We start from the raw sequence: 19,408 nt of genomic DNA on the forward strand, positions 1-19,408 counted from the left end.
CCCTAGATACCCGACACCCTGGACGACTTCACCGGCGCGAAGCCGGCTTCGGTCTCCAAGTCGTTGTTGCTGAAAAGGACGGCGGTGTTGCGGAGCGCCGACTTCTCCTGGCTCAGGCGCCCCATCAGCCGCTTGACCTGCTCGTCCCACTGCTCGTGGGCTTTCTTGAGCCCCGTGGCGGTCTCCCAGCCCTTGAACTCGGCGATGGCGCCGCGGACCGACTCGTCGGCGGCGTCGGCGGCGGTCCTGGTCGCCGGCTCGATGGTGTTCTCGATGCTGTTCGCCGCCTTCTTCTTCTTGGCGGGCGTGGTGGCCAGGTCCGGGGAGCTGCTGCCCAGCAAGGGCGGCTGTGTGGTTCCTCGGTCGGCGGGGAGCTGGTTCAACCGCATATGCGACGAGTGGCGCTCGGCCACCTCGCCCTTCTGCTGAGCCCACTCTTCCTCGAACGACACGGGTCCCCCTTGCTGATGCCACTCACCGCCGGACTGTTCAGGCGTGATCACTCTAGCGAGTGACCTGAGCCCTCGGCCCACGTGGCATTGCACATGTAACCGACCCCACTCGCGTTGTATCAGCCGGTCGCCGCCGTGAGGGACTCCCTGGGGTGCGGTCGTCTTCCGTGCCGCGAATTCGCAGAAGCGTCACGGGGTGGGGGATTCGTGAAGAGGGCCGGCGGCCGAGGAGGGGCCGCCGGCGGCCGGGGCGCGGTGGCGCATCGAGAGGAGCAGGGTCAGGGCCGTGCCGACGACCGCCCAGGCGGAGAGCACCAGCAGGGGCCCGGTGACCGCGTTGCCGTGGAAGTACGCGATCGAACGCGCCACCCAGGTTCCCGCGCCCGGCGGCAGGGCGGGCCCGATCGCCCGCCAGAAGTCCGGCAGCATCGGCAGCGGGAAGGCGCCGCCCGCGCTCGGGTTGCCCGCGATCACGATGAGCAGGACGGCCAGGCCGATGCCGACGATGCCGGTCAGTGCCTCCAGGGCGAGCGTGATCATGCCGACGGCGAAGACGACCAGGGCTCCCAGCCCGGCGAGGGCCCAGACGCTGCCCGGCAGCGCGCCGAGGATCGGCCCGATGATGACCGCCCCGCCGATCCCGCCCGCGATCGAGTACAGCGCCATGACCGCGGTGCGGATCAGCGCGCGCTGCCGGTTCGCGGGCTTGGTGCCCGCGCTGATCGCCAGGATCGAGGCGCAGAGGTAACCGCCGACGCACCAGCCCACCACCAGGTAGAACGAGGAGAGCCCGTCGAAGTCGTCGGGGGACGCGGGTGCCACGTCCACGGTGCGTACCGTGCGCTTCCGGGGCCCCTCCGCCTGTTCGATGATCTTGGTCAGTGACGTGGCCAGCACGGTGCCGCCGCCGGAGGCCACGAGCACCGTGTCGGTCGACCCGGTGGGGCTGACGATCAGGGCGCCGTCGATCTCCCGGTTCTGGATCTGTCGGCGGGCCTCGGCCTCGCCGGACACCGCGCGTGGATCGAGAGGGCCGCCCGGCAGTCCGTCCAGCTGGGTGACGAGCTGCCCGGACACCTGCTGCGGGGCGACCACGCCGAAGGGGACGTCCGTCGGGTCCGGCCGGTGCAGCGCGCCGACGTAGGAGGCGATGAACAGCAGCTGTAGTCCCAGCACGCCGATGACCAGCAGTGCGGCCCGTGTGGTGACGGCGTTCTTCACCTCGTCAGCGAAAGTCATGTCCCCCACGGTCCGGGGAGGGCGCTGTGCGCGCAGTCGGGGGCGGGCCGAATGGCTGAGGGGTGGCTGCCCGTCCGGTTATCGTACGAACGTTCGAAACTTGGTCTATGGTGGAGAGCGAGGGGTGGTGAGTACGGATCGGTCCAGGAGGTGCGGATGCCCGGGTTCACGCATCTGCGTACCGTTTCGGGGTTCTCCCTGCGCTACGGGGCGTCTCACCCGGAACGGCTGGTCGAGCGTGCTGTCGAGCGGGGGATGGGCGCCCTCGCGCTGACCGACCGCGACAGCCTCGCGGGCACGGTCCGCTTCGCGCGGGCCTGTGAGAAGGCCGGGATCCGGCCGCTCTTCGGGGCGGAGCTCGCGGTGGCCCGGCAGACGGGCGGCGAGGGGCGTGCGAGCCGGTCGCGCACACCGGCCCGCGGAGGTGTCTTTGTCGATGAATCCGCACCCCGGGTCACCTTTCTCGCCCGGGACGGAGCGGACGGCTGGGCCGAGCTGTGCCGGCTGGTCACCGCCGCCCACGCGGCGGGCCCCGGAGGCGCGGCCGGCGGACAGCCGCTGGTCGGCCGGGCGGCCCTGCCCGCCGAAGGGCTCACCGTGCTGCTCGGCCCCGCGTCCGAGGTGGGCGCGGCGCTGGCCGCCGGCCGGCCCGACCGCGCGGCTGCCCTGCTCGCGCCCTGGCGGGAGATCTACGGCGACGCCCTGCGTCTCGAAGCCGTCCACCACGGCCGTGAGGGCACCGGCCCCGGATCGCTGCGGCTCGCCGCCCGTACGGTCGGCTTCGCCGCCGAGCAGGGGGTGCGGGCCGTGCTGACCAATGCCGTCCGGTACGCCGACCCCGGGCAGGGCCCGGTCGCCGACGTACTCGACTCGGCCCGCAGGCTCGTCCCCGTGGACCCGCGGCGTTCCCCCCTCGACAGCGGGGAGCGCTGGCTCAAGGACGCCCGCGCGATGCGGGAGGCCGCCGGGCGCATCACCTCCGCCGCGGGGCTCGGTCAGGGGGCCGGGGAGCGGCTGCTCGCGGAGACCCGGGCCACCGCCGAAGCCTGCCGGGTCGATCCCCGGGGTGACCTGGGTCTGGGCGGGATCCACTTCCCCGAGCCGCGCCTGGTCGGGGCCGGCCGGCGTACCGCCCAGCGGGTGCTGGCCTCCCGCGCAGCCGCGGGCATGGTGCGGCACGGCTACGAGCGCAGGCGTGACTACTGGGAGCGGATGCACCACGAGCTGGACATCATCGCCCACCACGGCTTCGCCACGTACTTCCTCACGGTCTCGCAGGTCGTCGACGACGTGAAGGAGATGGGCGTACGGGTCGCGGCGCGCGGCTCCGGAGCCGGTTCCCTGGTCAACCACCTGCTCGGGATCGCCCACGCCGACCCCGTCGAGCACGGGCTGCTCATGGAGCGCTTCCTGTCCAAGCGGCGCTTCGTGCTGCCCGACATCGACATCGACGTCGAGTCGGCTCGCCGCCTGGACGTCTACCGCGCGATCATCGGCCGCTTCGGTGCCGAGCGGGTCGCGACCGTCTCCATGCCCGAGACCTACCGGGTGCGCCACGCCATCCGCGACGTCGGCGCCGCGCTCTCCATGGACCCGGCCGAGACCGACCGGCTCGCCAAGGCCTTCCCGCACATCCGGGCCAGGGACGCCCGCGCCGCGATGGAGGAACTGCCCGAACTGCGCGCCGTGGCCGGGCGCAAGGAGAGGTACGGGCGGCTCTGGGACCTGGTGGAGTCGCTGGACGCCCTGCCGCGCGGTATCGCCATGCACCCGTGCGGGGTGCTCCTCTCGGACGACTCGCTGCTGCGGCGCACGCCGGTCATGCCCACCAGCGGTGAGGGCTTCCCGATGGCGCAGTTCGACAAGGACGACGTGGAGCACCTCGGGCTGCTCAAGCTCGACGTGCTCGGCGTGCGGATGCAGTCGGCGATGGCGCACGCGGTGACCGAGGTGAAGCGGGCCTCCGGTGAGGACGTCGACCTGGACGCCGTGCCGCCGGGCGATCCGGAGACGTACCGGCTGATCAGGAGTGCCGAGACGCTGGGCTGCTTCCAGATCGAGTCCCCGGGGCAGCGCGACCTGGTCGGCCGGCTCCAGCCCTCCACCTTCCACGACCTGGTGGTCGACATCTCGCTGTTCCGGCCGGGGCCGGTCGCCGCCGACATGGTGCGGCCGTTCATCGAGGCCCGCCACGGCCGCGCGCCCGTGCGCTACCCGCATCCCGACCTGGAGGGGGCGCTGCGCGACACCTACGGGGTGGTCGTCTTCCACGAGCAGATCATCGAGATGGTGAACATCATGACCGGCTGCGGACGCGGCGAGGCCGACCGGGTCCGGCGCGGGCTCTCCGACCCCGAGTCGCAGGCCCGGATCAGGATCTGGTTCGCGCAGCGGGCGGCGGAACGGAAGTACGCCGCCGAGGTGATCGCCCGTGCCTGGGAGATCATCGAGGCGTTCGGGAGCTACGGCTTCTGCAAGGCGCACGCCGTCGCCTTCGCCGTGCCGACGTACCAGTCGGCCTGGCTCAAGGCGCACCACCCGGCGGCCTTCTACGCGGGGCTGCTCACGCACGACCCCGGGATGTACCCGAAGCGGCTGCTGCTCGCGGACGCGCGACGGCGCGGGGTGCCGGTGCTGCCGCTGGACGTGAACCGGTCGGCGGCCGTCCATCGAATCGAACTGGTGTCTGGCGAAAACGGTGACACATGGGGATTGCGTCTGGCGCTCTCGGACGTCCACGGCATCAGTGAGGCCGAGGTCGCCCGGATCGAGGCCGGGCAGCCCTATGCCTCGCTGCTGGACTTCTGGCAGCGGGCCAGGCCGGGGAAGCCGGCCGCCGAACGGCTGGCCCAGGTCGGCGCGCTGGACGCCTTCGGCGCCAACCGCCGGGACCTGCTGCTGCACCTGTCCGAACTCCACCGTGCCCAGCGCGGCTCCGGCTCCGGGGCGGCGGGCGCCCAGCTCCCGCTCGGCGGCGGGCACCGCACCGGCAGCGTCGGGCTGCCCGACCTCAACGACGCCGAACGCCTCAGCGCCGAGCTCGGCGTCCTCAGCATGGACGTGTCGCGCCACCTGATGGGCGATCACCACGCCTTCCTGGAGGAGCTGGGCGCGGTCTCCGCCAAGCGGCTGCGGGAGGCCAGGCACGGGGAGACCGTGCTGGTAGCGGGCGCCAAGGCGGCCACCCAGACGCCACCGATACGCTCCGGGCGCCGGGTCATCTTCACCACCCTGGACGACGGGACGGGCCTGGTGGACCTGGCGTTCTTCGACGACAGCCACGCCGCCTGCGCGCACACCGTCTTCCACTCCTGGCTGCTGCTGGTGCGCGGGGTGGTCCAGCGGCGCGGCCCGCGCAGCATGAGCGTGGTGGGGTCGGCGGCCTGGAACCTGGCGGAGCTGGCCGAACTGCGGCGTACCGGCGGGCTCGACGCCGTCGCGGCACGGCTCGCGGAGGCGCCCGTCCCCGAGGAGGGGAAGACCCCGGAAGCGGGGGAGACCTCCGGCGGCGGACGCCGCATCCACCTGCCCACCGGCTACGAGATGAACCCCTGGTCCGATCTCCAGCCCGCCGGCGAAGGGGCGCCCACCGGAAGGAAGCTGTGGCACCAGAGCCCGGGGAGTGCGGGATGAACGACCAGCCGGCCGTCCTGTGCCTGCGGTTCCGCCGGATCGGCGGCGGACTGCCGGACAGTGCGGAGTACGAGGGACTGCTCGCCCTGCTCGGGGCGTTCACCCCGGTCGTCGAGGCGGCCCCGCCCGGCGCCGCGCTCGCCGACGTCGGGGGCGCGCTGCGCTACTTCGGGCAGGACGCGGCGGGTCTCGCTTCCGTGATCCGGGTGCGCGCACTCGCCCTGCACGGCGTGGACTGCGCGATCGGGGCGGCCTCCAACCCCATGCTGGCCAGGATGGCCGCGCGGCAGGCGGCGACCGGAACCACCTTCGTGGTGCCCCCCGGTGAGCACGCCGGCTTCCTCGCGTCCAAGCCCGCCGCCGCACTGGACGGCGTCGGGGCGGCGACCGCGCGCACCCTGTGCGGATACGGACTCGACTCCATCGGCCGGATCGCCGCCGCCCCGCTCGCCACCCTGCAGCGGATCACCGGGGTGCGGACCGGGCGCGAACTGTGGGAGCGGGCCAACGGCATCGACCGCGCGCGGGTCGTGCCGAACGCCGCCGCCCGGTCGATCGCCGCGGAGCGGTCCTTCCCCCGGGACGAGCTGGACCCGGAGCAGCACCGCCGGGCGCTCCTCTCGCTCACCGAGGAACTGGGCACCAGGCTGCGCGCCGACGGGCAGGTGTGCCGCTCGCTCGCGGTCTCCGTGCGCTACGCCGACCGGACCGGTTACGCGACACTGACCCGTAGCCGTACGCTCCCGGAGCCCACCGCGCACTCGGCGGCGCTCACCTCGCTCGCGTACCGGATCCAGGACTCGTTCGCCCTCCAGCGGGCGCGGGTGCGGGGGATCGGGCTGCGCGCGGAAGGGCTGCACGACGCGGAACGGGCCGCGCACCAGCTCACCTTCGACCCCGTGGACGAGCGGGCGCGGCGGATCGAGGCGGTCTCCGACAAGCTGCGGGCCAGGTTCGGCCCTCAGGCGGTGAAGCCGGGACGGCTCGCGGCCTGACCCCGCGCCCGAGGGCGGCGACGACGCGAGGGACGGCCGGTGGATTTCTTTACCGACGCGTAACTTCCCCTGGTGACCTTACCCGTGCGTAACTTGGCATGGACACGTTAGGCGTACGTGTACGCCGAGGTCATCCGCTGTGGTCCGGGCCGCAGGGCGCACCGCCATCGCAACTCCCTTGAGCCGCAAGGAGAACACCCGATGCTGCCCTGGACCCGCCCCCCACGCGCACGCCGCACCCTCGCCGCGCTCCTCCTCACCGTCGCCGCGCTCCTCGCCGCCCCCACGGCGACCGCGACCGCGGCGGAAACCGCCGCCCCGTCCCGTGGCTGGAACGACTACTCCTGCAAGCCCTCCGCAGCCCACCCCCGCCCCGTCGTCCTCGTCCACGGCACCTTCGGGAACTCCGTCGACAACTGGCTGGTCCTCGCGCCCTACCTCGTGAACCGGGGGTACTGCGTCTTCTCGCTCGACTACGGACAGCTCCCGGGAGTGCCGTTCTTCCACGGCCTGGGCCCGATCGACAAGTCGGCGGGACAGCTCGCCGTCTTCGTCGACGAGGTGCTCGGCGCGACCGGCGCCCGCGAGGCCGACCTCGTCGGCCACTCCCAGGGCGGCATGATGCCGAACCACTACCTGAAGTTCCTCGGCGGGGCCGACAAGGTGAACGCCCTCATTGGGATCGCCCCCGACAACCACGGCACCACGCTCCTCGGTCTCACCGCGCTGCTCCCGTACTTCCCCGGAGCCGAGGACCTGCTCACGGCCAACACCCCGGGCCTCGCCGACCAGATCGCCGGCTCGGCCTTCCTCACGAAGCTCAACGCGGGCGGGGACACCGTGCCGGGCGTCCGCTACACCGTCATCGCGACCCGGTACGACGAGGTCGTCACCCCGTACCGCACGCAGTACCTGGACGGGCCGAACGTACGCAACGTCCTGCTCCAGGACCTGTGCCCGGTCGACCTGTCCGAGCACGTCGCCATCGGGACCGTCGACAGGATCGCCTTCCACGAGGTGGCGAACGCCCTCGACCCGGCGCGCGCCACCCCCACCAACTGCGCATCGGCCGTCGGCTGAGGAAACCCGACTGGCCCCCGGGAGCTCCCGGGGGCCAGTCGGACCCGGGATCAGGCGCGGTGCGCACCACCCGAGGCCCGGCGCCGGACCGAGACGAACAGGGCACTCGCGCCGAGGGCCAGCGCGGCGGCTCCGCCCATCGCGAGGTACGAGGTGCTGCTGCTGCCACCCGTCTCGGCGAGCACGTCACCGGCGGGGGCCCCGGACGCGGGGGACGCGGCGGCGTTGTTCGGCTCGGGGGCGTTCGCGTCGGTCTCCCCGGTCTCCCCGGCCGGGGCCGCCGCCTCGGTGACTTCCGCGTTGGTCGAGGCGTCGTCGTCGCCGTGGCCGTTGTGCTCGACGGACGACTTGTCGGCGCCCTCGTCGATCTCCTCGTCGGACGGGGCCGAGGCGACCGGCGCCGGAGCCTCCTCGGTGCCGCCCCCGGCGCTCCCACCGCCGAAGACCACGTCGGAGCAGGCGTAGAAGGCCTCGGGGGAGTCCGACCGCTGCCAGACCGTGTAGATCAACTGCCGCCCCGAGGCCTGTGGCACGGTGCCGTCGAAGACGTACGACCCGTTCTCCAGTGTCGGGTCGGTGGCCGTGGCGAACGGCTTCTCCTCCAGGTCCGACCACTTCAGGGGCTGCGTGGGGTCGTAGCCCGCCTTGGTCAGGTACAGCTCGAACGAGCCCTTGTGCGGCGCGGTGGCCCGGAACCGGAAGGTGTGGCCGCCCGCTTCCATGGGCGTGGACGGCCAGTCGGCACGCGGCAGGTCGAGCCCCTTGAACTTGTCGTTGCCGGCGCTGCACAGCTTGCCGTCCGGGATCAGCGAGCGGTGGTTGCCCGCCGCATTGGCGATGTTCACCCCGTTCCAGTCGTACAGCGCCTGGGTCCCGCCCGCCGCCACCGCCGCCTTGCACGCCGCCGACCGCGGGTTCTCCGGGCCCTCCGCGAAACAGGCCGAGACCCGGCTGACCGGATCGCTCAGCGAACCGTGGGCGGCGGCCGGGGCGGCGGAGAGCCCGGTCAGCGCGAGCGGCGCGACGCCGAGGGCCACGATGCTTCCGGCGAGCCTGCGGCGAGCGGTGGTGATGACGGCCATGGTGGTGGTTCTCCTTCGGCGGACACGTCTGGGTGATCAGCAAACTAGCCGCCGCCGAGAGGGGATTCGGGCGTGAAAAGGCGCAGGTGGGGATCGTTATGGTGGGCTTAAGGGACGGTTAGGGGAGGGCTCAGGAAGGACGGTTTCCCGGGCCGGCCGGGCCTCGATCCGCACGGTGCCTGGCGCAGCCGCGGGCCGCAGCGAGGGCCCGCGGATCGTGATCCGTCCCGGCACGAGCGGGCCGGTCCCCGCGCACGCACGGGTCCGACAGCGAGGGGGCCCGCCGGGCGGCCCGGAGGCCCGGACGCCCGGCGGCGCCGGGTCAGACCTGGACGCCCGGCGTGCCGTCCTCCACGACCACACTCGCGCGGGTGCTGATCGGCGCGTCCGGCTTCGTCACGAACGGCAGGACGCGGAAGTCACTCGTCCACCGCTCGCGGTCCACCGTGACGCGCACGTAGCCGCGCTGGCTGTTGAAGAACTTCATGTGCGGGTTCGCCGCGAGGAACGTCTGTCCCTGGGCCGTCATGTCGGCCCCGTCGCCCCCGCTCGTGATCGAGGTGCCCACGAACTCGGAACCCACGGTGGCCGATCCGGGGTCGGCGTAGTCGCGCTTGAGGTCCCACGCGTAGTTCTGGTGACGGTCGCCCGTGATGACGACCAGGTTGCGCACCCCGCGGGTGTCCGCCTCGGCCAGCAGCCGGTTGCGCTCGGCGACGTAACCGTCCCAGGGGTCCATCCAGACCGTCGTGCCGGGACCCGGGTCGTGGTCGGTCTGGCCCATCGGGGCCTGGTTGCCGAGGATCTGCCAGCGCGCCTGCGAGCGGCTGAAGCCCTTGAGCACCCAGTCGCGCTGCCGGGCCCCCAGCAGGGTCCGGTCCGTGTCGAAGCGGTCCGCGCAGTCGGCCGACACCCCGTCGCCGCAGGGCTGGTCGTCGCGGTACTGGCGGGTGTCGAGCATGGTGAAGTCGGCGAGCCGCCCGTAGGAGAGCCTGCGGTACATCTGTACGTCGGGGCCGTCCGGCAGCTGGGTGCGGCGCAGCGGCGCGTGCTCGTACAGCGCCTGGAAGGCGGCGGCGCGGCGCAGCAGGAAGGTCTCCGGGGCCTCGTTGTTCTCGGACGTCTCGTCCGCCCAGTTGTTCTCCACCTCGTGGTCGTCGAACGTCATGATCCACGGGAAGTTCGCGTGCGCCTCGCGCAGCGGTGCCTCGGACTTGTAGAGGCCGTACTGGAGGCGGTAGCGGGCCAGGTCGAGGGTCTCCGTGTGGAACTTCGGGTCGGTGCTCACGCCGCGCTTGTTCGTCTTGACGCCCGACTCGTAGAGGTAGTCACCGAGGTGCACCACCAGGTCCAGGTCCTCCTGCGCCATGTGGTGGTACGCCGTGAAGTAGCCGTCCTGCCAGGCCTGGCAGGAGGCGAAGGCGAACTTCAGCTCGCGGGGGGAGTCCGAGGGGGCCGGGGTGGTGCGGGTGCGCCCCACGGGGGAGATCGCCGAGCCGGCCCTGAAGCGGAACCAGTACGTGCGGTCGGGGGCGAGCCCGTGCACCTCGGGGTGGACGGAGTGCGCCAGTTCGGGAGTCGCCACGACACTGCCGCGGCGCACGACGCGGCGGAACCGCTCGTCGAGCGCCACCTCGTACTGCACGCGGACGGGCGTGGCGGGCATTCCGCCGAGGCCGTCCTGCGCGAAGGGCTCGGGGGCCAGCCGGGTCCACAGCACGACACCGTCCGGCTTCGGGTCGCCCGACGCGACGCCCAGGGTGAAGGGATCTCCCTTCAGGGCGGGCGCGGCGTACGCGGACCGGGTGTCCCACGCCCCCGTCCCGAGCATCAGCGCGACGGCTGCCGCACCGCCGAATCCGAACATCTGCCTGCGGGACACGGAATTCGCGATCACGGGTCCTCCTCGGTCGATCTGCGTCAACCTCGGACACGCTGCCGGGCATTGATGTCATGCTCACGCTCGGCGCATGGCCGGTGGCCGAGCGATACGTGAACAGCACAGCTGGAGCGGTGGGCCGCTCAGGACACCGCCCGGTAGCGGCGCTCGGGCCGGCCCGTGCCGCCGTAGCGCAGCGACACCTCGGCCCGCCCCGTCTCCGCGAAGTACTCGAGATAGCGGCGCGCGCTCACCCGGGACAGGGCGCCCGCCTCGGCGCACTCGGAGGCGGACAGACCCGTGGGGTGCTGACGAAGGATCCGCTCGACCAGGTCCGCGGTGTGGGCGGCCAGCCCTTTGGGGAGCTCGCGGGAGCCAGGGGGCCGGGTGCCGAAGATGCGGTCCACGTCCTCCTGACGGGCTTCCCGGTGCTCCTCGTCCAGCGCGTCCAGACGGTTGCGCAACGAGGCCACGTGCTGCACCTGCTCCTGGAGGGCCGCGCGGTGGAACGGCTTGATCAGGTAGTGCAGGGCCCCGGCCCGCAGGGCCGCCCGCACCACCCCGGCCTCACGGGCCGCCGTGATGAAGAGCGCGTCGGCGCTGTGCGTGCTCCCCTCCCGCTCCTCGGTCGCGCGCAGTTCCCGCAGGACCTGGATGCCGTCCATGTCGGGGAGGTAGATGTCGAGCAGGACCAGGTCGGGACGGAGCAGGTGGGCCGCGCGCAGGGCCTCGGCACCCGTGTGGGCCACACCGACAACCGTAAAACCGTCCATTGCGGACACATAGCGGCTGTGCAGTTTCGCGACCATGAAGTCGTCGTCCACCACCAGCACTTTCGTCACCCCGACACGCTAGGGCGCGACCACAAGGACCACAACGTCCATTGATTGCGGAACGGCGACAGCTCACCGACGCGCAGGCAACATGTGGGCCACCTCACACGCACACACGGCTCGAAAGGCGGCATCCGGTGCGACTGCGCACTCCACTCGCCCTGTTCGGGGCAGCGCTGCTGGTGGTCGTCGGCCCGCCCCTGCTCTCCACCGGCAGCGGCTCCGGCACCGGCACGCAGATCCCCGGACTGCGCTTCATGGTTCCCAACACACCCGGCGGCGGTTACGACATCACCGCGCGCACTGCGGCCAAGAACGCCGAGGACGCCGGACTCACCCACGGCATCGAGGTGTTCAACCTGCCCGGTGCGGGCGGCACCGTCGGCGTCACCCGGCTGGCGGCCGAGCACGGCAACGGCAAGCTCGCCATGTCCATGGGCCTCGGCGTCGTCGGCGCCGTCCACACCAACAACTCGCCCACGACCCTGGCCGACACCACCCCGATCGCCCGGCTCACCGAGGAGCAGGACATCGTCGTCGTCGCCAAGGACTCCCCGTACGAGACGATCGGCCAGCTGCTCACCGCCTGGAAGAAGGACCCGGGCAAGATCCCGGTCGGCGGAGGTTCCTCCCCCGGAGGGCCCGACCACCTGGCGCCGATGCTGATGGCGAAGGCCGCGGGGATCGCCCCCCAGCGGGTCAACTACGTCCCCTTCGACGGCGGCGGCGAACTGCTCGCCTCGATCCTCGGCAACAAGGTCGGCTTCGGTGTCTCGGGTGTCGGCGAGTACCTCGACCAGATCGAGGCCGGTGAGCTGCGCCTGCTCGCCGTCACCGGGCCGAAGCGGGTCCCCGGCCTCGACGCGCCCACCCTCCGCGAGGCGGGCCTCGACACCGACTTCACGAACTGGCGCGGCATCGTCGCGCCGCCCGGACTCTCCGGCGCCGAACGCGACAAGCTCATCGGCCTGGTGAGTGAGCTGCACGACTCCCCGCAGTGGCGGGACTCCATGAAGAAGAACGGCTGGGACGACGCCTTCCTCACCGGCGACGACTTCGGCGACTTCCTGGACGCCCAGGACCGCCGCGTCGCCACCGTCCTGAAGGAGCTGGGACTGTGACCGACGAGACCGGGCCCCGGCCCGCCCCGCGCGCCTGGCTGCGCGAGCACTCCGAACTCGGCGTGTGCGTCATCCTGCTCGCCCTGGGCGTCCTCGTCCTGACTGACGCCCTCACGATGGACGTGGACCTCACCCAGCGCGGGCCCGTGGGTCCCCGGACCGTCCCGGTCGCCGTCGGCATCGGGCTGCTGGCCGTCGCCGTCCTGCTGGCCGTGGACGTCCTGCGCGGCGGGCGCGGCGAGGCGGAGGCCGGCGAGGACGTCGACCTGGCCGAGCCCGCCGACCGGCGTACGGTCGCCCTGCTCACCGGCGTCTTCCTCGCCTTCGCCGCCCTCATAGGCCCGCTCGGCTTCCCGATCTCCGGCGCGCTGCTCTTCTGGGGCTCCGCGTACGCGCTGGGCAGCCGCCACATCGACCGCGATCCGCTCATCGCCGCCGGGCTCTCCCTGGTGACCTACTTCGTCTTCGACAACCTGCTCGGGGTGCCCCTCCCGGGCGGCCCGCTGATGGGGGTGCTCTGACCCGTGGATTCCCTCAACTCCCTCATGGACGGCTTCGGCACGGCGCTCACGCCGGTCAACCTGCTCTGGGCGGCGCTCGGTGTGCTGCTCGGCACGGCGATCGGCGTGCTCCCCGGCATCGGCCCCGCCATGGCCGTGGCCCTGCTCCTGCCGGTGACGTACGGACTCGAACCGACCGGCGCCTTCATCATGTTCGCCGGGATCTACTACGGCGCGATGTTCGGCGGATCCACCACCTCGATCCTCCTCAACACCCCCGGGGAGAGCGCGGCCGTGGTCGCCGCGATCGAGGGCAACCCGATGGCGAAGGCGGGCCGCGGCGCCCAGGCGCTGGCAGCCGCCGCCATCGGTCACTTCGCCGGCGGCATGATCGGCACGATCCTGCTCGTCGTCCTCGCCCCGACCGTCGCGTCGCTCGCCGTCGACATCGGCGCACCCGACTACTTCGCCATCATGGTGCTGGCCTTCATCGCCGTCACCTCGGTCCTCGGCTCCTCACGGATCCGCGGCCTCGCCTCCCTCCTCATCGGCCTCACCATCGGCCTGGTGGGCCTGGACCAGATGACGGGCCAGCAGCGCCTGACCTTCGGCTCGCTCCAGCTCGCCGACGGCATCGACGTGGTGATCGTCGCGGTCGGGCTCTTCGCCATCGGGGAGGCCCTCTGGGTCGCCGCGCACCTGCGCCGCTCCAGCGGGAAGCCGATCCCCGTCGGCCGTCCCTGGCTCGGGCGGTCCGACGTCCGGCGCACCTGGAAGTCCTGGCTGCGCGGGCCCTTCATCGGCTTCCCCTTCGGCGCGATCCCGGCCGGCGGCGCGGAGATCCCCACCTTCCTGTCGTACGTCACCGAGAAGCGGCTGTCCAAGCACCGCGACGAGTTCGGCAAGGGCGCCATCGAGGGCGTCGCGGGACCGGAGGCGGCGGCCTCCGCCTCCGCCGCCGGGACCCTGGTCTCCATGCTCACCCTCGGCCTGCCCACCACGGCGGTCGCCGCCGTGATGCTGGCCGCGTTCCAGCAGTACGGCATCCAGCCAGGACCGCTCCTGTTCGAGCGCGAGCCCGAGCTCGTCTGGGGTCTCATCGCCTCGCTCTTCGTCGGCATGGTGCTGCTGCTCGCGCTGAACCTGCCACTGGCGCCGCTGTGGGCGAAGCTGCTGCGGATTCCCCGCCCCTACCTCTACGCGGGCATCCTGTTCTTCGCCGCCGTCGGCGCCTACGCGGTCGGCGGTGAGGCGGCCGACCTCGTGATCCTGGTGGTGATCGGGCTGATCGGCTTCGGGATGCGGCGGTACGGCCTGCCGGTGCTCCCCGCGATCATCGCCGTCATCCTCGGCCCCTCCGCCGAACAGCAGCTGCGGCGCGCCCTCCAGATCAGCGACGGCAGCGTGACCGGTCTGGTCGACACCCCCTTCTCCGTGACCGTCTACGCCATCGTGGCCGTCATCCTGCTGTGGCCGCTGGTGAGCAAGGTGAGGGGCCGGAACAGGACATGACGGGCTGTCGGTGGCGGCTGCGACAATCGGAGGCATGACCACGACCGACTGGGACGCCGCCGCCGAATCGTTCGACGACGAGCCCGACCACGGACTCCTGGACCCGGTGGTCCGCAGCGCCTGGGCGCGGCGGATGGAGACCTGGCTGCCCCCCACCCGCTCCCAGGTGCTCGACCTCGGATGCGGCACGGGCAGCCTGTCCCTGCTCGTCACCGGTCAGGGGCACCGGGTCACCGCGGTCGACCGGTCACCGCGCATGGCCGAGCGGGCGCGGGACAAGCTGGCCGGCACCGGCGCCGAGGTCCTCGTCGGTGACGCGGGACGGCCGCCGGTCGGCAGGCAGCGGTTCGACGTGATCCTCGCCCGTCACGTGGTCTGGCTGCTGCCCGACCCCGCCGCCGCCCTGCGGCACTGGTTCTCGCTGCTGCGGCCGGGCGGCCGGCTGGTCCTCGTCGAAGGGGTGTGGGGCGGGACGGGCCTCTCGGCGGCCCGTCTCACCGCCCTCCTGAGCGAGCACACCGAGCGCGTCCACCACGAGCCGCTCTCCGGCGACGCCCTGCTCTGGGGCAAGGAGGTCGACGACGAGCGCTACGCCCTGGTGGCCCGAGCCGAACCCCCGCGCAGGCACTCCGAGGTCGTCGACGTCCATCTGATCCTGCGCAGGGGCCCCGATGTGCTGCTCGCCAGGCGTGCGGGCACGGGATACGCCGACGGACTGCTCCACGCCCCCTCCGGCCACGCCGAGGACGGCGAGGACGTCCGGGAGGCGATGGTCCGGGAGACGGCCGAGGAGACCGGGATCCTCCTCGATCCGGACGAGCTACGGGTCGCCCTGGTCATGCAGCACAGGGGGCCGGGCGGAAACCCCCGGATGGGCTGGTTCTTCGAGGCGCACCTCGACCCCGCGCGCCCGCCCCGCAACGCGGAGCCGGACAAGTGCTCCGAGCTCGCCTGGTACCCCCTCGACGCGCTGCCGGACGACATGGTGGCGTACTGCCGGGCCGGACTCGACGGATACCGCGCCGGGGAGCGCTTCCTGATCCACTGGCACGAGGACGGCGACACCGTCGGGTACGCCCCGCAGGGTCCGCGGCGCGCCGTCCCGCTGCCGGTGGCGACGGCCCGCACCGGACGGGTGCACCACATCGAGCTCCGGGTCCCCGACCTGGCGGAGGCCGAGGCGGAGTGGGGCTGGCTCCTCGGCGAGCTCGGCCATCTCCCGTACCAGAAATGGGCGCACGGCCGTAGCTGGCGGCGGGGAGACACCTATGTGGTGGCCGAGCACTCACCCGACCTGGCCGGCGCCGCGCACGACCGGCTGCGCCCGGGCCTCAACCACCTGGCGTTCCACGTCCAGGACCGGGCCACCCTGGACGCCCTGGCGGCCCGCGCTCCCGGACACGGCTGGCGCCCGCTCACGCCCGGCGGGCCCCCGGGCGGGGACAGCGGGCACTACGCGGCGTACCTCGTGAACACTGCGGGGTTCGAGGTGGAGCTGGTCGCCCCCTGAGCGGGTGCGCGCCGGATGCCCCGGCGCGCCCCTGCCCCGGCGGGCCGTCCCCGTGCGGGGCGCCTCAGCCCACCAGCGCGGTCAGCCCCTCGGTGCGGGCCAGGTGCTCCAGCTCGTCCAGCGCGCGCACGGCCTCCTCCGCCGCCGCGGGGTCGTGGCCGGCGAGCCCGCTCGCCTCGAACTCGTCCTCGTCCAGGCGTAGTACGGACGACCCGTCGGCCGACACCCACAGATCGAGATCCAGGTCCTCGACCAGGAGCTCGGCGCCCCTGAGCAGGGCGGGCCGGGTGATGTCGCAGTACCAGCCCTTCAGCTCGCCGTCGCCGGTGCGGACCTCCTTCACCGCGAACCACCGGTCACGCCAGTAGTGCTCGGTGAACACGTCGCCCGGCTCGAACCGGACGAAGCCGAAGTCCCGCACCCCGGGAGCCGCCCAGGGCGCCCGCACGGTGATCCGGGTCCCGTCGTCGCTCACCGTCTCGGCCGGGTAGCTGATCTTGGTGCGGCCGGCCTTGACCAGGACGACCGTCACCGTGGCCGGGTCAGGCGAGCTCGCGGACATGGCGCACCTCCGTGGCACAGATCTCGTAGCCGAACCACCGGTTGATGGCGAGCATCGGACGGTTGCCGGCGTCGTTGCCGGTGTAGGCGTCCGTGTATCCGGCGGCGCGCGACCGGCGCAGCGAGTCGCTCTTGGCGAGCTTGGCCAGACCCCGTCCGCGGAACGCGCGCAGGGTGCCGGTCATGCCCGACCAGTACCGGGTCAGGCCGTCGGTCTGCGCCACGCTGAAGGCCGCGACCTTCCCGTCCACCACGACGACCGTGGTGAGCGCGTGGTCGAAGCCGGGTTGCCGCCAGGTCGTGGCCAGCCAGTTCTCGTAGTCGGAGAACTCCACGGGGGTGTCGCTCGGCTCGTCCGCGGTCGTCTCCGCGTCCGCCTCGAAGAGCGGGCGAGGGTCGTCCTCGTAGTCGGCGGCGGTGCGCAGCTCCACCCCGGCAGGGAGCTCCGGGAGCGGGGGCAGGCTGCCGCCCGCCAGGTCCAGGTGCAGGAAGTGCGCCGGCCTGCGCGGCGCGTACCCGCGCTTCGTGGCGAACGCGCGGTTGGCCGGCTCGTCGAGCACCCAGGTGTACACGGCGCTCGCACCGACTCCCGCCAGATGCTCCTCACCGGTACGCGCCAGCAGGGACCCCGCGCCCCGCCCCGTCCTGTCCGGGCGTACGTACGGGTTGCAGAACCCCTGGCCGGGCTTCGCGCTCTCGTGGGAGATGCCGACCTGCGCGGTGCCGATCACCTCGCCGTCCTCCTCGGCGACCAGCAGCTTGTAGTGCCGGTCGGGGTGGGCGCCGGCCAGATCGCTGAGGACCTGCTCCGGAGTCGTGACCATGTACGGAAGCGCGGCGCGCCTCACCCGCACCCAGGCTTCGGCGTCGGAGGGCAGGAAGTCGCGCACGAGTACCGTCATGGGCGGCACGCTAACGCGGGGCGCGGCCCGCACGCGCGCGAATTTTCCGGGGGTGACCCGCGGTGCCGGGACGCCCGGTACGAGAGGATCGGCACGTGACCCTGAAGATCGCCGTTGACCCGGACTCCGCCACCGCCCCGTACGAACAGCTGCGCGCCCAGCTGTCGGAACAAGCCCGCTCCGGCGCGCTGCCCGTCGGCTTCCGGCTGCCGACCGTACGCGGCCTCGCCGGTGAACTGGGCCTCGCCGCCAACACCGTGGCCAAGGCCTACCGCGCACTGGAGGGCGACGGTGTGATCGAGACGCGGGGCCGCAACGGCACGTTCATCGCCGCGGCGGGCGATGCGGCGGCCCGTCACGCCGCGTCGGCGGCGCAGGAGTACGCCGAACAGGCGCGCCGGCTGGGCCTGTCACAGGCCGACGCCCTCGCGCGGGTCGAGGACGCGGTCCGGGCGGCCTACGCGAGGTGACCCCCGGCCCGGCGCGGGCGGCCCCACTCAGGTGACGTGGGCCGCGTACGCCGCTCCTCCCACGGGGAAGCCGCCCGTCCCACGCGCATCCTCTCCCGTGGGGCCGCCGGCCGGGGCGGGCCTCCCGTCGGGGTGCGCCGCTTGCCGCGCCGTGGGTTCCGCGCCCGCTGCGTCTCCCGTGCGCGCTCCGCCTCCTGCCGGGCCGCGCGTCGCGTGCGCGTCGCCGTGCCATGCGCGCCGCGCGTCCCGCCGGCTCAGAGGTACAGGCCCGCGTCGGCCCCGGCGTCCTGCTTCGGCACGGATGCCGGGCCGTTGCCGCGCCGCAGGGCGTAGAGCTCCGCCAGCGTGGCGCCCTCCCGGCCGAGACCCTCCTCCGTGCCGAGCCAGGAGACCGACTCCGCGCGGGTCAGCGCCCCCACCTCGATGCGCGCCAGGCAGCGTCCCGGCCTGACGACCGCGGGATGCAGCCGCTCCAGATCCTCGTTGGTCGTCACCCCCACCAGCACGTTGCGGCCCTGGCCCAGCAGGCCGTCCGTCAGGTTCAGCAGCCGGGAGAGTGCTTGCCCTGCCGTGTGCTTGGCCTCGCCGCGGATGAGTTCGTCGCAGTCCTCCAGGAGCAGCAGCCGCCACCGGCCCTTCGCCGAACCGTCGTCCTCACCGATGGCGATGTCCATCAGATAGCCGACGTCGTTGAAGAGCCGCTCCGGGTCCAGCACACAGTCGACCTGGCACCAGTCGCGCCAGGAACGGGCGAGGGTGCGCAGCGCGGAGGTCTTGCCGGTGCCCGGTGGGCCGTGCAGCAGGAGCAGCCGCCCCGCGATGTCGTCGGGCGTCACCTTCATCAGCCGGTCCATCGCATCGGCCACGGGAGCCGTGTAGTTGGGCCGGACCTCGTCCCAGGTCCCGGCGGCGATCTGCCGGGTGGTGCGGTGCGGACCGCGGCGCGGGGAGACGTACCAGAACCCCATGGTGACGTTCTCCGGCTGCGGTTCCGGCTCGTCCTGGGCGCCCTCGGTGGCCTCGGAGAGGACCCTCTGCGCCAGTTCGGGGCTGGTCGCCGTCACCGTGACGTCGGCTCCGCGGCTCCAGCGCGAGATCAGCAGCGTCCAGCCGTCCCCCTCGGCGAGCGTCGCACTGCGGTCGTCGTCACGTGCCGCCCTCAGCACCTTGGCCGCAGCGGGCAGCAGGGTCGCCCCCGACTTCACCCGGTCGAGGGAGGAGCTGTGCGAATAGGGCTGCTCGCCCGTCGCGAAGCGGCCCAGGAACAGCGCGTCCACGACGTCCGACGGCGAGTCGCTGTCGTCGACGTTGAGCCGGATCGGCAGGGCGGACTCGGGGTTGGCAGACATGGCGCCCATGATCCGGCACGGCGGCACACCGTGCACCCGGGTTTCGCGAGCTGCCCGTGGTGGGGGTGGCCGCCGTGGCTCCCGCCCCGGACCGGGCCGCCCGGCCCGTGGCCGGCCGCCTCCGGCTCACGCGGCGTGCGCCTGCTCTCTCCGAGCGCGGGTGCGGCCGGCGGGTGACCGCGCCCTGAAGCCCGTTGATCCGCAGGGGCGGCTCCGCCCACCGGTGCGCCGGATGCCGGGCGGTGACGTGACGTACCGCCAGAGGGCTTTCGGCAAGGCCCGATCGAAGC

The 19,408-nt window shown here is 72.9% G+C and carries 16 protein-coding genes; 8 read left to right on the top strand and 8 right to left on the bottom strand.

Annotation, left to right across the window (positions count from 1 at the left end; genetic code table 11):
* Nucleotides 1–2: 2 nt before the first annotated feature.
* A complete protein-coding gene (locus ACFY8O_RS21645) occupies nt 3–452 on the bottom strand; it encodes a hypothetical protein (RefSeq protein ID WP_145806738.1) in 450 nt (149 codons plus the stop codon).
* A gap of 189 nt (nt 453–641) precedes the next feature.
* On the bottom strand, nt 642–1,691 hold the full coding sequence (locus ACFY8O_RS21650; RefSeq protein WP_387904728.1) for a DUF3533 domain-containing protein: 1,050 nt from the start codon (nt 1,689–1,691) through the stop codon (nt 642–644).
* Nucleotides 1,692–1,847: 156 nt separating this feature from the next.
* On the opposite strand from ACFY8O_RS21650, the gene ACFY8O_RS21655 reads away from it, so the two are divergent.
* The 3 genes from ACFY8O_RS21655 (at nt 1,848) to ACFY8O_RS21665 (ending at nt 7,399) form a co-directional block, all read left to right on the top strand.
* Nucleotides 1,848–5,324 (top strand): DNA polymerase III subunit alpha, encoded by a 3,477-nt coding sequence (locus ACFY8O_RS21655; protein ID WP_387904731.1) that lies wholly within the window; start codon nt 1,848–1,850, stop codon nt 5,322–5,324.
* Nucleotides 5,321–6,319, top strand: a complete 999-nt coding sequence (locus ACFY8O_RS21660; protein ID WP_145806735.1) for a DNA polymerase Y family protein — start codon at nt 5,321–5,323, stop codon at nt 6,317–6,319. The genes ACFY8O_RS21655 and ACFY8O_RS21660 overlap by 4 nt, the downstream gene beginning before the upstream one ends.
* Before the next feature lie 201 nt (nt 6,320–6,520).
* On the top strand, nt 6,521–7,399 hold the full coding sequence (locus ACFY8O_RS21665) for an esterase/lipase family protein (protein ID WP_145806734.1): 879 nt from the start codon (nt 6,521–6,523) through the stop codon (nt 7,397–7,399).
* Between the two features lie 50 nt (nt 7,400–7,449).
* Here ACFY8O_RS21665 and ACFY8O_RS21670 read toward each other — a convergent pair whose 3' ends face one another.
* From ACFY8O_RS21670 to ACFY8O_RS21680, 3 genes are all read right to left on the bottom strand, one after another.
* Nucleotides 7,450–8,481, bottom strand: coding sequence for a lytic polysaccharide monooxygenase auxiliary activity family 9 protein (locus ACFY8O_RS21670; protein WP_387904736.1), 1,032 nt, complete (start codon nt 8,479–8,481; stop codon nt 7,450–7,452).
* 322 nt (nt 8,482–8,803) lie between these two features.
* Nucleotides 8,804–10,378 carry an alkaline phosphatase D family protein gene (locus ACFY8O_RS21675; protein WP_387904739.1) on the bottom strand — a complete coding sequence of 525 codons (1,575 nt, stop codon included), beginning with the start codon at nt 10,376–10,378 and terminating at the stop codon, nt 8,804–8,806.
* A gap of 125 nt (nt 10,379–10,503) precedes the next feature.
* A complete protein-coding gene (locus ACFY8O_RS21680) occupies nt 10,504–11,202 on the bottom strand; it encodes a response regulator (protein WP_145806726.1) in 699 nt (232 codons plus the stop codon).
* 128 nt (nt 11,203–11,330) lie between these two features.
* Between ACFY8O_RS21680 and ACFY8O_RS21685 the strand changes: the two genes are divergently transcribed.
* From ACFY8O_RS21685 to ACFY8O_RS21700, 4 genes are read left to right on the top strand one after another with little or no spacing between them, the layout of a single operon-like run.
* Complete coding sequence (locus tag ACFY8O_RS21685; RefSeq protein WP_145806724.1) at nt 11,331–12,314, top strand: Bug family tripartite tricarboxylate transporter substrate binding protein; 984 nt, start codon at nt 11,331–11,333, stop codon at nt 12,312–12,314.
* Nucleotides 12,311–12,835 (top strand): tripartite tricarboxylate transporter TctB family protein, encoded by a 525-nt coding sequence (locus ACFY8O_RS21690; protein WP_387904742.1) that lies wholly within the window; start codon nt 12,311–12,313, stop codon nt 12,833–12,835. Before ACFY8O_RS21685 ends, ACFY8O_RS21690 begins: the two co-directional genes overlap by 4 nt.
* Before the next feature lie 3 nt (nt 12,836–12,838).
* Nucleotides 12,839–14,326 (top strand): tripartite tricarboxylate transporter permease, encoded by a 1,488-nt coding sequence (locus tag ACFY8O_RS21695; protein ID WP_387904744.1) that lies wholly within the window; start codon nt 12,839–12,841, stop codon nt 14,324–14,326.
* A gap of 34 nt (nt 14,327–14,360) precedes the next feature.
* Complete coding sequence (locus ACFY8O_RS21700; RefSeq protein ID WP_387904747.1) at nt 14,361–15,836, top strand: trifunctional class I SAM-dependent methyltransferase/NUDIX hydrolase/VOC family protein; 1,476 nt, start codon at nt 14,361–14,363, stop codon at nt 15,834–15,836.
* A 64-nt stretch (nt 15,837–15,900) separates the two neighbouring features.
* On the opposite strand, the gene ACFY8O_RS21705 is transcribed toward ACFY8O_RS21700, so the two are convergent.
* Both ACFY8O_RS21705 and ACFY8O_RS21710 read right to left on the bottom strand, forming a co-directional pair.
* Entirely contained in the window at nt 15,901–16,398 is a 498-nt protein-coding gene (locus ACFY8O_RS21705; RefSeq protein WP_387904750.1) for a DUF402 domain-containing protein, read from the bottom strand.
* Nucleotides 16,379–17,299, bottom strand: a complete 921-nt coding sequence (locus tag ACFY8O_RS21710; RefSeq protein ID WP_387904753.1) for a GNAT family N-acetyltransferase — start codon at nt 17,297–17,299, stop codon at nt 16,379–16,381. Before ACFY8O_RS21710 ends, ACFY8O_RS21705 begins: the two co-directional genes overlap by 20 nt.
* A 95-nt stretch (nt 17,300–17,394) precedes the next feature.
* Here ACFY8O_RS21710 and ACFY8O_RS21715 point away from each other — a divergent pair, with 95 nt between their 5' ends.
* Nucleotides 17,395–17,769, top strand: a complete 375-nt coding sequence (locus ACFY8O_RS21715; RefSeq protein WP_145806712.1) for a GntR family transcriptional regulator — start codon at nt 17,395–17,397, stop codon at nt 17,767–17,769.
* Between the two features lie 254 nt (nt 17,770–18,023).
* On the opposite strand, the gene ACFY8O_RS21720 is transcribed toward ACFY8O_RS21715, so the two are convergent.
* Nucleotides 18,024–19,118 carry a DUF5925 domain-containing protein gene (locus ACFY8O_RS21720; RefSeq protein ID WP_387904756.1) on the bottom strand — a complete coding sequence of 365 codons (1,095 nt, stop codon included), beginning with the start codon at nt 19,116–19,118 and terminating at the stop codon, nt 18,024–18,026.
* Nucleotides 19,119–19,408: the final 290 nt, after the last annotated feature.

Source organism: Streptomyces argenteolus (assembly GCF_042902585.1).
In the GTDB taxonomy this organism is placed as follows: domain Bacteria; phylum Actinomycetota; class Actinomycetes; order Streptomycetales; family Streptomycetaceae; genus Streptomyces; species Streptomyces argenteolus.